The 13,153-nt window shown below is 50.7% G+C and carries 9 protein-coding genes; 7 read left to right on the top strand and 2 right to left on the bottom strand.

Annotated features, from left to right (window positions below; translation table 11 throughout):
- Nucleotides 1-621 carry an SCO family protein gene (locus tag GOB58_RS07020; RefSeq protein WP_173559739.1) on the top strand — a complete coding sequence of 207 codons (621 nt, stop codon included), beginning with the start codon at nucleotides 1-3 and terminating at the stop codon, nucleotides 619-621.
- A 10-nt stretch (nucleotides 622-631) separates the two neighbouring features.
- Here the strand turns inward: GOB58_RS07020 and GOB58_RS07015 are convergent, their stop codons facing one another.
- Nucleotides 632-2,770, bottom strand: a complete 2,139-nt coding sequence (locus GOB58_RS07015; protein ID WP_242005257.1) for a protein-disulfide reductase DsbD family protein — start codon at nucleotides 2,768-2,770, stop codon at nucleotides 632-634.
- A gap of 285 nt (nucleotides 2,771-3,055) precedes the next feature.
- Here GOB58_RS07015 and GOB58_RS07010 point away from each other — a divergent pair, with 285 nt between their 5' ends.
- The 6 genes from GOB58_RS07010 to GOB58_RS06985 are packed head-to-tail and all read left to right on the top strand — an operon-like array spanning nucleotide 3,056 to nucleotide 9,584.
- Nucleotides 3,056-4,795, top strand: coding sequence for an ABC transporter substrate-binding protein (locus GOB58_RS07010; RefSeq protein ID WP_265793119.1), 1,740 nt, complete (start codon nucleotides 3,056-3,058; stop codon nucleotides 4,793-4,795).
- The gene (locus tag GOB58_RS07005) at nucleotides 4,792-5,811 is read left to right on the top strand and encodes an ABC transporter permease (protein ID WP_173559738.1); all 1,020 of its coding nucleotides are present in this window, start codon (nucleotides 4,792-4,794) and stop codon (nucleotides 5,809-5,811) included. Before GOB58_RS07010 ends, GOB58_RS07005 begins: the two co-directional genes overlap by 4 nt.
- A 14-nt stretch (nucleotides 5,812-5,825) precedes the next feature.
- On the top strand, nucleotides 5,826-6,800 hold the full coding sequence (locus GOB58_RS07000) for an ABC transporter permease (RefSeq protein ID WP_173559737.1): 975 nt from the start codon (nucleotides 5,826-5,828) through the stop codon (nucleotides 6,798-6,800).
- Nucleotides 6,790-7,797: an ABC transporter ATP-binding protein gene (locus GOB58_RS06995; protein WP_173559736.1), complete on the top strand. Its 1,008-nt coding sequence runs from the start codon at nucleotides 6,790-6,792 to the stop codon at nucleotides 7,795-7,797. The genes GOB58_RS07000 and GOB58_RS06995 overlap by 11 nt, the downstream gene beginning before the upstream one ends.
- An 8-nt stretch (nucleotides 7,798-7,805) precedes the next feature.
- Nucleotides 7,806-8,807, top strand: coding sequence for an ABC transporter ATP-binding protein (locus tag GOB58_RS06990; RefSeq protein ID WP_407651754.1), 1,002 nt, complete (start codon nucleotides 7,806-7,808; stop codon nucleotides 8,805-8,807).
- A gap of 39 nt (nucleotides 8,808-8,846) precedes the next feature.
- Nucleotides 8,847-9,584, top strand: coding sequence for a lysophospholipid acyltransferase family protein (locus GOB58_RS06985; protein WP_086553628.1), 738 nt, complete (start codon nucleotides 8,847-8,849; stop codon nucleotides 9,582-9,584).
- A 122-nt stretch (nucleotides 9,585-9,706) separates the two neighbouring features.
- On the opposite strand, the gene GOB58_RS06980 is transcribed toward GOB58_RS06985, so the two are convergent.
- Nucleotides 9,707-13,078, bottom strand: coding sequence for a glycosyltransferase (locus GOB58_RS06980; protein ID WP_173559734.1), 3,372 nt, complete (start codon nucleotides 13,076-13,078; stop codon nucleotides 9,707-9,709).
- Nucleotides 13,079-13,153 lie beyond the last annotated feature (75 nt).

The raw sequence follows: 13,153 nt of genomic DNA, 5'->3' as shown, positions 1-13,153 counted from the left end.
ATGACCCCTAAAGATAAACGTGTACTCACCGTCACCCTTACTGTCCTGCTCGCGGCTGGCATTGCCACAGGGGCAGGTACTTTTCTTGCCATGCAGCATGGCGTCAAACTCAACAATTATGGCAATGAGGTGGGCGGCTCTTTTCGCCTGATGGACGCCTCAACCGGCTCAATGACTGACCTGATGTTTCGTGGTCGCTGGATAGTCGTGCTTTTTGGCGCAACCCACTGCACTCAGGACGCCTGCGAGACCGCCCTGCGCAACATGTCAGAGGCCCTGAACAAGGTTGACCCTTACCGGCGCAATGCCTCGATTATTTTTGTCAGCCTCGACCCGCAGCGCGACAATGCCCCACGCCTGCATCAGTATACTGATGATATGGGCACACGTGTTGTAGCGGGCACAGCTTCACCTGAAGCTCTGGCTGAGCTTGCCCGCGAATATCATGCTCCTGTCGAAAAAATATCAGACCCCGAATGGGGCTACACCATGAAGATGTCTCCCTCCTTCGTCGTCATGGACCCGGATGCCCACTATAAGGGCAGCATTGACGCCACGCTGGATGCCGGGGCAATGCAGGCACGTCTCGAACAAATTATGCATCCTGACGCAAAACAGTAAGCCTTTCGGCTTACTGCTCCAGCGTTTTTAAAATCAGTGCCGGCGTAAGAATCTGAGGCAGTGTCACCTCAGGCCCATGCGCCGGGCTGTATACATAAAGTGGCACACCATCACGCCCGTGCGCGCTCAGAAACGCACTGATAGCCGGATTATGGTTAGTCCAGTCACCGCGCAGTACTGTCACACCATATTTTGCAAAAGCCGCTCTGGTTGCCGGAATATCAAGCGCTATGCGCTCATTCACCAGACAGGTAATGCACCAGGCTGCTGACATATCAACAAACACTGGCTTACCCTGAGCTTTAAGTTCGTCAAAACGGGCCTGAGTAAAGGCTTCAACACCCTCTGGCAGGCCGGATGCACGGGCCTGCGATACATTGCCACTGCTCTGGGCCAGTATGGGCAAAAGGCTGAGTGCCCCGACAAACACCACTATCGCCAGGCCATACACGCCATAAAGCCCGTGTGTCATACCACGCTGTATAAAACGTACCTGGGCAACGCCATACAACCATGCTGAAAATGCCAGCATCACCAGCCCGCTCGCCAGCATGAGCACACTCTGCGCCCCGCCCTGTAGCGTAGCCACCCAGACCAGCCAGACGCAGGTTGCCAGAAGAGGAAAAGCCAGGAACTGACGCAGATACTGCATCCACGGCCCTGGTTTTGGCATTTTCGAGGCGAGACCAGGTACCAGGACAAGCAGCAGATATGGAGCTGCCAGCCCGAGCCCCATAGCCGCAAACACACTCAGCCCCGCCAGAGGCGGACCAGAAAGCGCACCGGCTATAGCCACGCCCATAAATGGTGCGGTGCAGGGAGATGCCACCACCGTTGCCAGAACGCCTGTCAGTACATCATGCATATAACCATGTTTGTGTGCGTTTAGACCGCTCCCTGCTGAAACCGGCAGAAACTCAAAGACACCAAGCAGATTAAGAGACATAACAAACAAAAGCCATGTCATAGCCGTGACAAACACCGTTGACTGGAACTGAAAGCCCCAGCCAGCGGCACTCCCGGCTACACGCAGGCTCATAATCAACCCGCCCAGTGCCAGGAAGCTTACCATCACACCAGCGGCATAACAGGCTGCGCTGCCAATTTGTGCATGACGCTGACCATGCCCCATTTTTGCAACTGACAGAGCCTTCATCGCGAGCACAGGAAAAACACAGGGCATAAGGTTAAGAATCAACCCACCCAGCAGCGCAAAAGCGATTTCCTTCAGCAGGCCAGTATGCGCTGCTACTGCAGAGGGCGTGACTGCAGGGGCCTCACTTACCGTTATTGCCTGTGTCAGGGCACGCTGTGCACCATCAGCATCTTTAAGAACAAGCACGCCAGATAATGAACGATGCCCCTTAAACTCTGGCAGCAGCGTGAGCTGAAGAAGCACATCTCCATTTTCAACTCTCAGTTTCTGCTCAGCAGGCTGGTTAATAAGGCCAGGCTGCTCAGGCATGAACCAGGCCTCTTTCACCGATCTTTCTGAAAACTGACCACCACTGATTTTGAGTAATCCCTGCGGGGTCATTGTCGCAGTAAACGGTGATGGAACAGGGGTATTTTGTCCAGCGGCTTCAAACAAAGGTGCCTGCGCTGAAGGTGCGGGGGTACCAACCGGCAGCGTAAGTGTAAAATCTCCGCTTTCGGGCACACACAGACTGGCACAGACCAGCCAGTCCGCATGGGCCTTTACCTCGACCCGGTTCTGAACTGCGTCTCCTTTACGGAGAGTCAGCGATAAAGGCAGCACAACATCGCCGGTATAAGCATACGACATCAGGGAGGCATCGGGAATACGCAGGGGCACAGGCCAGATAATAGTACTGGTCTTACCCTGCAACGCTCCCTGAGCTGCAACCTCTGTCGTGACGGCCTCACCGGCATCACCGGGGTTAAGCCAGTATGTATGCCAGCCCGGGCTGAGCTGCAGGCGTAGTGCAACATGCAGGGGATTCTGCTCGTCTGCTGCATCTGACGCGGTAATGAGCGTTGCAACCGTGTGGTCTGTCTGCACTGTGTTGCTCTGAGCTGCCAGGGCCACATGTACTGGCACCATCATCGTCAGACACAAAACAAAAAAAACAGACGTTACACGTGATAACACTCTGATCTTTTCTGAAAGAAAGGATAAAGCACTCATGAATTCTTTGCGGTTATGACAATTCATGTCCAAATACTTTCAGGTCTGTTCTCTCGTCATAAAGCTTTTCAGCATAGAAAAACTCTTCTTCTGAAAGCTTATTTTTGAAAAAAATCGTTGCAAACTATCTATGCGTTAATGAGAGGTCAACATTACGCACTGAAAAATCAGACATTTTGCGGAAAAATATCCTTTTCCTTCGTTTATTACTTTCTTTTCGTTTTAAAAACGGAAATTATAATCCAGGCCCCCTCTTTTAACAGCCAGACCGGAGTATGACATCAGGTGCTGAGATGCCTTACTTTTGCCGCTCGCATGAATTTCCTGCGTGCATCCACTCTCGCTGTTATCGCACAGACACTGTCAGTCAGCGTGGTTATTCTGTCTCCTGCCGTTGCTATGGCACAAAACGACTCACAAACACCTCCCCTGCCACATTCAGGGGGCACACTGCGTATGGTGGCCCAGAGTTCAGGCGGCACGCTCGACCCTCAGATCTCCTATATGGCACTGACGCGGCAATTCGAAACCCCTGTTTATGACACACTCCTTGCCTATCCAAAATTTGCAGGTGCACGGGCAGTGCCCGTAATCGCCAGCCTGGCAGAAAACGTACCACAACCTGAAGATGACGGGCTGACATATCGTATTACCCTGCGCAAAGGTATCCGGTTTTCTAACGGGCATGAACTGAATACTGAAGATGTTGCAGCGTCTTTCCGCCGTATTTTTAAAGCCGGCAGTCCGACAGCTGGTCCGTATTACAGCCACCTTAAGGGGGCAAAAGAATGCCTTGCTGACCCCGCGCACTGCACGCTGAAAGAAGGGATAACAACAGACCCCGCCAGCCGCACAGTAACCTTCCACCTCGACACACCTGACCCGGAATTCCTCCCCAGACTGGCCTGGTCGCATTCGGCCATTCTGCCCGCTGATACACCAGCCTCTGACACAGGTAACACTGCCCCTCCGGGTACAGGGCCGTATCGTATCACAGGGTATGACCCAACACGTTTTCTGCGCATGGAGCGCAACCCCTATTTTCATGAGTGGGCGCATGATGCCCAGCCAGCCGGCTATCCTGATATTATTGAAGCCACATTTGGTCTTGACCAGGAGTCAGAGCTAACGGCTGTCGAAAATGGTCAGTTTGACTGGATGTATGAGAGCATTCCCCTTGACCGGCTGGGTGAGGCAGGTGACCACTTTGCAGGCCAGGTGCAAATATATAGCCAGCTTCTTTATTATTATGCCGCTCTTAACACCACACTACCGCCCTTTGACAACCTGAAAGCCAGACAGGCGCTCAATTATGCCGTGAACCGCCACGCCATGGTTATTTATCACGGTGGCCCTGCTGTCGCGACGCCAATATGCCAGCTCATCCCCTCCGGAGCACCCGGCTTTGACTCGTCATGTGCCTACACAAAGGGGGCTTCACCAGAGCACCCGGCGGCAGAATGGAAGGCACCCGACCTGGAAAAAGCACGTCAGCTTGTGAGGGAAAGCGGTACAGCCGGGCAAAAAATCACAATCGTCGCACCACTTGACGGGCGCTACGGCGCTATGGCGACAGAGCTGCGTAATACACTGGCTCAACTGGGATATGACGCTTCAGTGCGCAGCATGACCCAGGCCGTACAGTTTTCCTATATTCAGAATAGTGACAACCGTGTGCAGATTGCCCTGACAGGCTGGCAGGCTGACTACCCCTCTGCCTCGTCCTTTTTGCAAACTTTATATTCGTGCACCACCATTCACCCCCATTCAGACAACTCCCTCAATGTCTCGGCTTATTGCAACCCGGACATTGATGCGCTCATGGATCAGTCTGCCATGCTGGCACTGAAAGACTATGACGCGAGCAATGCCTCATGGGCCAGGGCTGACCGTGCTCTGATGGCGCAGGCTCCCTCCGTACCACTAGTACAGATCAGACGCGTAACCCTGCTGGCAAAACGCGTTCATAATGCCATTGCCACCCTTAACGATGACCTTCTGCTCTCTCAGCTTCAGATCAAATGACCACTGACCTTCAAACTCCTGCTTCTCCGGCTCCCTCTGTCAGCCTGTGGCGACAGGCCGCCCGTACCCTTCTGGCTGATAAAGGCAGCATGACAGCCCTTGCTGTTTTGTGCATCATAGTGCTCGCCTGCCTTCTGGCACCACTTTATGCGCACTATGTAGCTCATACTGACGCCTTTGCCTCAAACGTTGCGGGCAGTATTGTCCTTAACGGGCATGAGGTGGATATCATGCAACCTAATGATAACCCGCTTCATCTGGGTCTCAGCCCTATTGGGCCAACAGGTCACACAGCTTATCTGCTGGGGGCGGACAGCCAGGGCCGCGATATTGCTGCACGCCTGCTGTATGGTGGCAGAAACTCCCTGATGATTTCGGCCTGTGCCGCTGTTCTGTGTCTGTTTTTATCTACCCTCGTGGGTGTCACAGCCGGCTATTTTGGCGGTATCACTGACAGTATTTTGTCACGACTGATGGATATTATGTGGGCTGTACCGGTTTATCTGTTTGCTATTTCCCTCTCCATCATCACGGTCAGGCACGGGCTGCAAATTGGCCCTTTTACGATTGAAGCCGATAACCTGCTTATTCCCATCATCATTATTGCACTGGTTTATGTCCCTTATGCCGCGCGCCCTGTACGCGGACGGGTTATGGTGCTGCGACAGGCTGAGTTTGTCACAGCAGCACGCTGCCTTGGTGTGCCTCAGTGGCGTGTGCTCCTGTTTGATATTCTGCCCAATGTGCTGATCACTCTGGTTGTGCTTGGCCCGCTCCTCATGGCGCTGTCTTTACTGGCTGAGAGCGCCCTCTCCTTCCTGTCACTTGGTGTACAGGCTCCCGCTGCCTCATGGGGAACCATGATTCAGGATGGGGAAGGACTGATTTACTCCCGCCCTGTCGTTGCCATTGCTCCGGGCCTTGCGATTGTTTTTGTTGTTCTTGCCCTCAACATTCTGGGTGATGGCCTGCGAGACGCCCTGGACATTCGCAACGCCACGCGCCGTTCGCGCTGAAGGAGGAAAACTCTATGCTCTCAGCTTTTCTCCGCAGGGTCGGGCAGACGCTTATCGTCCTGTTTGGTATTTCCGTTCTGGTATTTCTGGTCTTTTTTGCAACGCCCGGAGCTGACCCGACGGCACGCATTGCAGGACGCAATGCTTCCCCCCAGACGATGGAAAAAGTGCGACATGAATACGGCTTTGATCGTCCTCTGCCGTTTCAGTACGCCACCATGATGAAAAAACTCTTCATCACCCGGGATCTGACCTCTTATGCTAATCGTGGTGAACAGGTTGTACCTGAAATTATTCAGGCAGCCCCTGTTACCCTCTCTCTGGTCTGTGGCAGTGCTGTCATCTGGCTTATCGTCTCAGTGGCAATGGGCACACTGGCCGCAGCCATGAAAGGAAGCTGGGTTGACCGCACTCTGATAATGCTCGGCCTTGTCGGTATTTCTATGCCTGTTTTCTGGCTGGGCCAGGTTGCCAACCTGATTTCACTCAGCCGCTATCATGACACATGGCTGTTCTCATGGGTGCCCGGGCCAGGTTATGTGCCGCTGACGCAAAACCCCCTGGCATGGTTTAAAGCTCTGGTTATTCCCTGGTGTGTGCTGGCCGTTATGTTTATTGGCATTTACAGCCGTATATTACGGGCTGACCTTGTCGCTCTGGCACAGGAAGATTTTATGCGCACAGCACGCGCCAAAGGTCTTTCGCCAGCCCGCATCCTGGTTTTTCATGGTCTGCGCACCTCAGCCATTACTTACGTATCGCTCTTTGGTCTTGATTTTGCACAGCTGCTGGGTGGTGGTGCCCTGCTGACAGAAGTCGTGTTTGGTCTGCCTGGTGTGGGCCGCCTGACATATCAGGCTCTGACGAACCTCGACCTGCCCCTCATTATGGCAACGGTGATGTATTCAGCCACCTTTGTCGTTCTTGCCAATGCTGTTGTCGATATTCTTTATATTCTCCTTGACCCCAGAGTGCGTGATGGCCGTTAATTTTCCCCACTCCACATCTCAGCCCCTGCTGGAAGTTAAAGACCTGTGTGTCAGCATTCCCTCATACGGGCGCTCTGTAGCCCTCATTGAGCATATTTCCTTCACGCTCAGAGAACGCGAAATTCTCGGCCTGGTTGGCGAATCAGGCTCTGGCAAATCCGTTACAGCTACCGCCATTATGGGGCTGCTTGATACGCCAGGACTGAAAATTACTGGCTCTGTACGCTTTAGGGGGCAGGAACTGGTTGGTCTCTCAGCCAGGAAAATGCGCGCCATTCGCGGGCGTGACATTGCCATGATTTTTCAGGACCCGATGACTGCCTTCACCCCTGTTTATACTGTGGGCTGGCAAATTGATGAGCAGATTATGGCGCATGAGCGCCTCTCTCGCAAACAGGCCCGCGAACGCACCGTGCAACTCCTCGCCGAAATGGGCGTGCCTGACCCGACACGCACAGCAAACCGTTACCCCCATCAGTTATCCGGTGGGCTGCGCCAGCGGGCTGTGATTGCCATGGCCTTATCGTGTAACCCCACACTCCTGATTGCTGACGAACCAACAACAGCTCTTGATGTCACAGTACAGGCGCAGATACTCGAACTCATCAGCACATTACGTGACACACACGGGTCATCTGTTCTGCTCATTACGCATGACATGGGCGTCGTGGCAGAAACATGTGATTCCGTTATGGTACTCTATTCCGGACGCATCGCCGAGACAGGGCTGGCCGAAGCACTTTTTGCTCACCCCAGGCACCCTTATACAACAGCTCTGCTTAACTCCATTCCTCCTTTTTATGGTGAACGCCCCCACAGACTACCCGCTATTGCAGGCACACCCCCCGCCCCGCACGAGCGACCCGCAGGCTGTGCCTTCTCACCACGCTGCCACGATGCACAGACAATCTGCTCGACTATTCCACCTCTCTCCCCTGCAGGAAATGGTCAGCAGGCTGCATGCTTTTTCTCCACTTCAGGCCAGCAGGAACACTAGAAATGTCGATACCTGCACCAGACACAACCAAAACCCTTCTTGAAGTACGCCACCTGCACAAGACATATCAGCTGCCAGGCAGAAAAACGCTGAAAGCCGTTGATGATATCTCCTTCTCGGTCAGGCAGGGCGAAGTGCTTGGGCTGGTTGGCGAGTCAGGGTGCGGCAAATCAACCCTTGGCCGCTGCCTGCTGCGCCTGCTGCCTGCATCATCTGGCAGTATTTTATTTGATGGACAGGACATCACCCGGCTTTCAGAAAGAAAATTACGCCCTCTGCGTCAGAGACTTCAGATGGTTTTTCAGGATTCATCAGCCTCCCTGAATCCACGCCGCCGTATTGGCGACCTGCTGGCTGAACCGCTGCGTGTGCATGCTGACCCGATAAACGGCAAACACACGGCAGATATGATAACTGCCCGCCTCACAGAATTACTTGATCTTGTCGGGCTACCCCGCTCTGCACTTGAGCGCTACCCTCACGAATTTTCGGGCGGACAAAAGCAGCGTATTAACATTGCCCGCGCCCTTACTCTTTCACCGCAGTTAATTGTTGCTGATGAACCTGTCTCAGCCCTTGATGTATCAGTTCAGGCTCAGATTATTAATCTTTTCGCGGACCTGCAGGACCAGCTCGGCCTGACATATGTTTTTATTTCTCACGATCTCTCGGTCGTCAGACAAATATCAACACGTGTTGCCGTGATGTATCTCGGCTCGATTGTGGAAATAGGTGAAACAGACACCGTTCTTCACACGCCGGCTCACCCTTACACCAGCATGCTGACACAGGCGATCCCTCACCCCACAAAAGGAAAAACAGGGCTACCTGCCATTACAGGGGATATTCCAAGCCCGGTTTCACGCCCTTCAGGCTGCCATTTTCACCCTCGCTGCCCTTATGCACAGGCCATCTGCCGCGAAAAAGCACCTGCTTTAGAAAACGTAAAACCCTCCCATATGGTGTCGTGTCACTTTCCTCTGGTTGCATTACAAAAAATTTATGTATAAAAGTTAATTTTAATAAATACATAATTTTGGCCGCTCACCATGAAATTTGCAGATATCATTTTAATTCATATAAAATTTTTTCTTTCCCTGATCGTATTCGGATTACTTTTTATAATCATGGATGCCGGATCATTTTTGATTAATTTATTTTTGCCTGACACGCCATTCCGGCGCTGTCTGGGGCGTAAATGGCTGGCCATTATGTCAGGCGCAGGTGTTCGCTACCTCATTAAATCAAAGCTCTTTACATGCGATTTCGATGAAATAGAAAAAATTAAAAAAGAAAAAAACCTGATTATTATTTCCAACCATCCCTCCCGCATGGATGGTATGATTCTGGCCTCCTTACTACCCAATGCCATCGCAGTGACAAAAAGCTCTATATGGAAACGCTACGCCATGGGCATGACACTGCGCACGGCAGGCTACCTTGAAATTAAACCGTTAAATAAACTTTTCCCTGAAATTCAACGCTCATTCGACGAAAGCGCGCAACTTTTACTATTCCCGGAAGGAACGCGCTCTAAACCTGGTGAAAAAACAGGTACATTTCAGGGGGGCTTTGCCATCATAGCGCAGCGCACCGGCAAACCTGTTCAACCGGTTATTATTGAATCTGCCTCTCCATACCTCTCACAAGGCTGGCCGTTCTATAAGCTTCCACCAGTACCTATGGTATTTAAAGCACGGCTTGGCCCACGGCTTGAAGCTCCTGAACGGGGACCTGGCAACGTAACCAGCCTGGTAAGAACTGCTGAGAAAATTTTCACTTCATAAAAATAAAGCCCGGGACTGAGATTTGTGCACCTGGCTTTGTTTTATTAAAATATTGAAGTCATAACCCCAAAAATCAGGAGAGATATTTCTCCACAGACCATGGCTGTGGAGAAATAATCAGCTCAGACCAGTTTCAGGCCTGCTGCTTCTGCATGTAAATGACTTTCAAAAATATGATGAATGTGATTTGTCACTTTCTCTGACAAATCACTATCACTTACTTTTTTCAAAATATTATTATCAAGAGTCAGCAGAATATTAAGCGGCTCTATACTTACAGAATCATTGATAACATTAAGCAAGCAAACACGGTAATTACCACTGAAGTGCTGAGATAAACCCGTTTTAAAAGATATCTCTACAAAAAATCCTGCGCAGAGCGGTGAATCTGAAAACAGTCCGCCTACATCGCTTCTGGGGCTACGCTCCGTTCCAACAAAGAACATGCTTTCACTGTCTTCCGAAATGCAGGCCAGAAAAATCTGACCAGCAGCACGGGTATTATGCTGGAACGCCCATCCCTTCAGAATGAAATTATTTTTTGTAATTTCAGGAGCCGGACTACCGATAAGAGACGTGCATTCATCAATATAGTACTCGATGCCATTTGCACGGGTAATTTCAAGAGGACGCCTGTGATTCAGGTGCTTGAGCTTGATGCCTCTCAGCAGACTATCCTGATGAGAAATACGCTGGAAGTCAGCAATGACACGTTCAACAGATGATGGGCTCTGGATGATACGGTTAATTTTTGCACCTTCAACTTCAATCTGGAAAGCTGTCAGAGCAAAGCTGCCGCGGCCATTAATTACGTTCACCAGACCAATACGGAACGTACCTTCACACCACTTTCCACGCAGAGCCACCTGACCTGCAAAACCTGAACGACGAGGAGCATCAGGATAAATTGTCAGTACGTCAGGGCGTGACTCTCTGACACAGGGAATGAAAATAACAGGCTGATCTTCGCTGCCGATCAGAACGGTATACAGTGTACCGGTCGTCGTAACACGCGGGACCATATGCCAGCCACGAATATGAAATTCATAAGCCTTATCAAAGTCAGAAAGTTCACTCTCAGCAAAAACATGATGGCAGATATCATCAATATAATATTCTGCATCCTGAATAGCGAACCAGTCTGTTACAACTTCAGGCAACTCTACACTCAGATCACGCATTGTTGGCGGATCAAAGATATGACGAGGCGGAGCCTGCTTACGCCAGATCTCATGAGGCAGTAAATGAACCTGCCCTGCATCAATCTGCATTTCAGAGAAGCCAAGACGCTGAACCGGAGCAACATCCTGATAAATTTTATAAAGCTCACGACCATATTTTTCTGCATCAGGCCACAGCGCAGGGGTAATATTGCTCATAATCTTCTGGCGAAGTGTCTCAGATGCACGCAGAAGCTCAAGGCGGGCCAGAACAACGGAAGGACTATTAACAGGTACTTTAAAACCGTTTACGCCATTTTCAACACGATCATGAAGCGCACCGATATCGGTCACGATAGGGATAAGACCATTCTGCCATGCTTCTGACAGCGAAATGCAATAAGTCTCAGGCCATATACTCAGGTTAAGCGCAACATCCGCCACTTTCAGGGCATCTGTGCTACCCATCGAATACTGGCCGTGCACTGTAACATTCGGCGCCATCATACTATTCAGAACCTGCTGATATTCAGGATGAACAGCACCAAAAATATGAAAATGGAAATGATCCGGGTGAGCCAGTGCGATCAGATTAAGGATCGTATCGGCGCCTTTTGTGCGTAAAAAATTACCAACAATAGCGACACCCAGTTTACCATCCACAAGAGGGGCATAACTCTTGCGCGTTACAGGCAGTGTGCTCTGTGGTGAAGGGATACCCAGAATAGCGCATTTTTTTTCTTTAACAATCGGGTAAACTTCACTGACCAGATTGTAAGAATGCTCGGTTCCGAACAGCAGCAAATCAACAGAATGCAGCATAGTCGCGACAAAGGCACGTCGGGTCTGCTCGCCGCCATACTCAATATTCGACGAATTTTTAAGAATATTATCGTAAGCAACAACCGATTTTGTAAGCTCTTCATCATAAATGAAGCTCTGGTCGAGCAAATTATAACGCGACGAAATCAACCAGAAATCATGAGCAGAGAAAACAACGCCGGCACCACAGGCTTTTGCAATAATAGGCAGCGACAGAGCATGGTGACCAAGATGCTGAAAATGCACAACGTCAAAATTATAATGACTGATAACATTAGAAAAAGCTGCTTCCTCAGGAGCATCGCACATGGCGTCTGTCCAGCCGACCTCAGGCACATCAAAGCGCTCAACCTCTTCACCACTGGACGTCAGAAGGCGACAGCATCCGTCACGTCTGAGCCAGTAATAAAAATCAACCTCACGCCCAAGCAAAGTGCACAATGTTTCCTGGTATACTTCCACACCGCCCCAGGCTGCCTCATATTTAGTCGAATGAGTGCACATCAGCACACGAAGAGGACGAACTTTCTTCGCTTCAATAACAGCAGCTGCCGGACGCTTATATAAATTAGCGCCGGTTACATCCATAATTTTATTGATACGGTTTTCATAAAGATGCTTTTCCATAACAGATTTTTTAGCAGCCTGAGCCGCTCTGTTACGTAACGTGCTGTTATTAAGGAAACCATCAATCGCCGCAATGACACCACCAGTATGACGCGCCAGGGCAATACCTTTAACGTCGTCAAAATATTTACTATCCATTGCTTCAGGCGCTTCAATAACCTGAGCGGTACCAGCTAAAGCAAGTTCGTAAAATCTTGGCCCGGGAGCGGTCGCCTGGCTGGTGTCACCATGGCTGGCATAATCACGGAACATAGTCAGAGTCACAGCACTGACATTGGCAAAATCGACAAAAGCCTCGTGACTGACAGAACGCTGAATAGCGAGTTCTGCAAGGTCGGATGACAAAGGTGGCAGGTACTCATTGCCTGGGCAAATCAGCTTCAGGCGTGCATCAGGGAACGCTGCGATAATATGACGCAGAGTTTTAACGCGGTTTGGCCACATCGTCCCCGCAAAGAAAATATCATACTCAAGCTCATCAGCTTTTTTAATCTTACGATCATGCAGCGAGCGTGAAGCAGCCAGCGGTAAATAATGCCCTTTATTCCCGTAGGCCTCAGCACAGGATGGATCATTTGTGAAAATATAATCAAACAAACCCGCATTTGCGACATTGAAGTCCTTCATAAAAGGATCTTCAAACGTCCACAAAATCATAGTCTTAAAGGCAGGCCGAACACGTTGCAAAAGGGCCATATTGATACGCTGCCCGTCAATACAGAGCAGTGTATCATGCTCACCTGCCGCAGCCAGTGCGCCGAGGTTATGATTATCGGCAACCACGACGTGCTCTTTACCCAGCAGCTCGACTGCTGCCCGCTGCACAGCAAGGGTCAGATAAGCATTCGGATTGTTTGTATAGTTCGTATTATAAATAACGGCCATCTGTCCCTCTTGACCCCTGCTCACGCCTTTTTACTGTCACTCACCGCGCTATGATCATTGCCGGTTACTTCATAG

The organism is Acetobacter thailandicus, assembly GCF_011516655.1.
GTDB classification, from domain to species: domain Bacteria; phylum Pseudomonadota; class Alphaproteobacteria; order Acetobacterales; family Acetobacteraceae; genus Acetobacter; species Acetobacter thailandicus.
This window is presented reverse-complemented; position numbering and strand designations above follow the sequence as displayed.

What these genes read in the sequence shown, in the direction of transcription:
- GOB58_RS07020 (WP_173559739.1), top strand. Translation starts at nt 1, where the DNA reads ATGACCCCTAAAGATAAACGTGTACTCACCGTCACCCTTACTGTCCTG.
- GOB58_RS07015 (WP_242005257.1), bottom strand. Translation starts at nt 2,770, where the DNA reads ATGAGTGCTTTATCCTTTCTTTCAGAAAAGATCAGAGTGTTATCACGT.
- GOB58_RS07005 (WP_173559738.1), top strand. Translation starts at nt 4,792, where the DNA reads ATGACCACTGACCTTCAAACTCCTGCTTCTCCGGCTCCCTCTGTCAGC.
- GOB58_RS07000 (WP_173559737.1), top strand. Translation starts at nt 5,826, where the DNA reads ATGCTCTCAGCTTTTCTCCGCAGGGTCGGGCAGACGCTTATCGTCCTG.
- GOB58_RS06995 (WP_173559736.1), top strand. Translation starts at nt 6,790, where the DNA reads ATGGCCGTTAATTTTCCCCACTCCACATCTCAGCCCCTGCTGGAAGTT.
- GOB58_RS06985 (WP_086553628.1), top strand. Translation starts at nt 8,847, where the DNA reads ATGAAATTTGCAGATATCATTTTAATTCATATAAAATTTTTTCTTTCC.
- GOB58_RS06980 (WP_173559734.1), bottom strand. Translation starts at nt 13,078, where the DNA reads ATGGCCGTTATTTATAATACGAACTATACAAACAATCCGAATGCTTAT.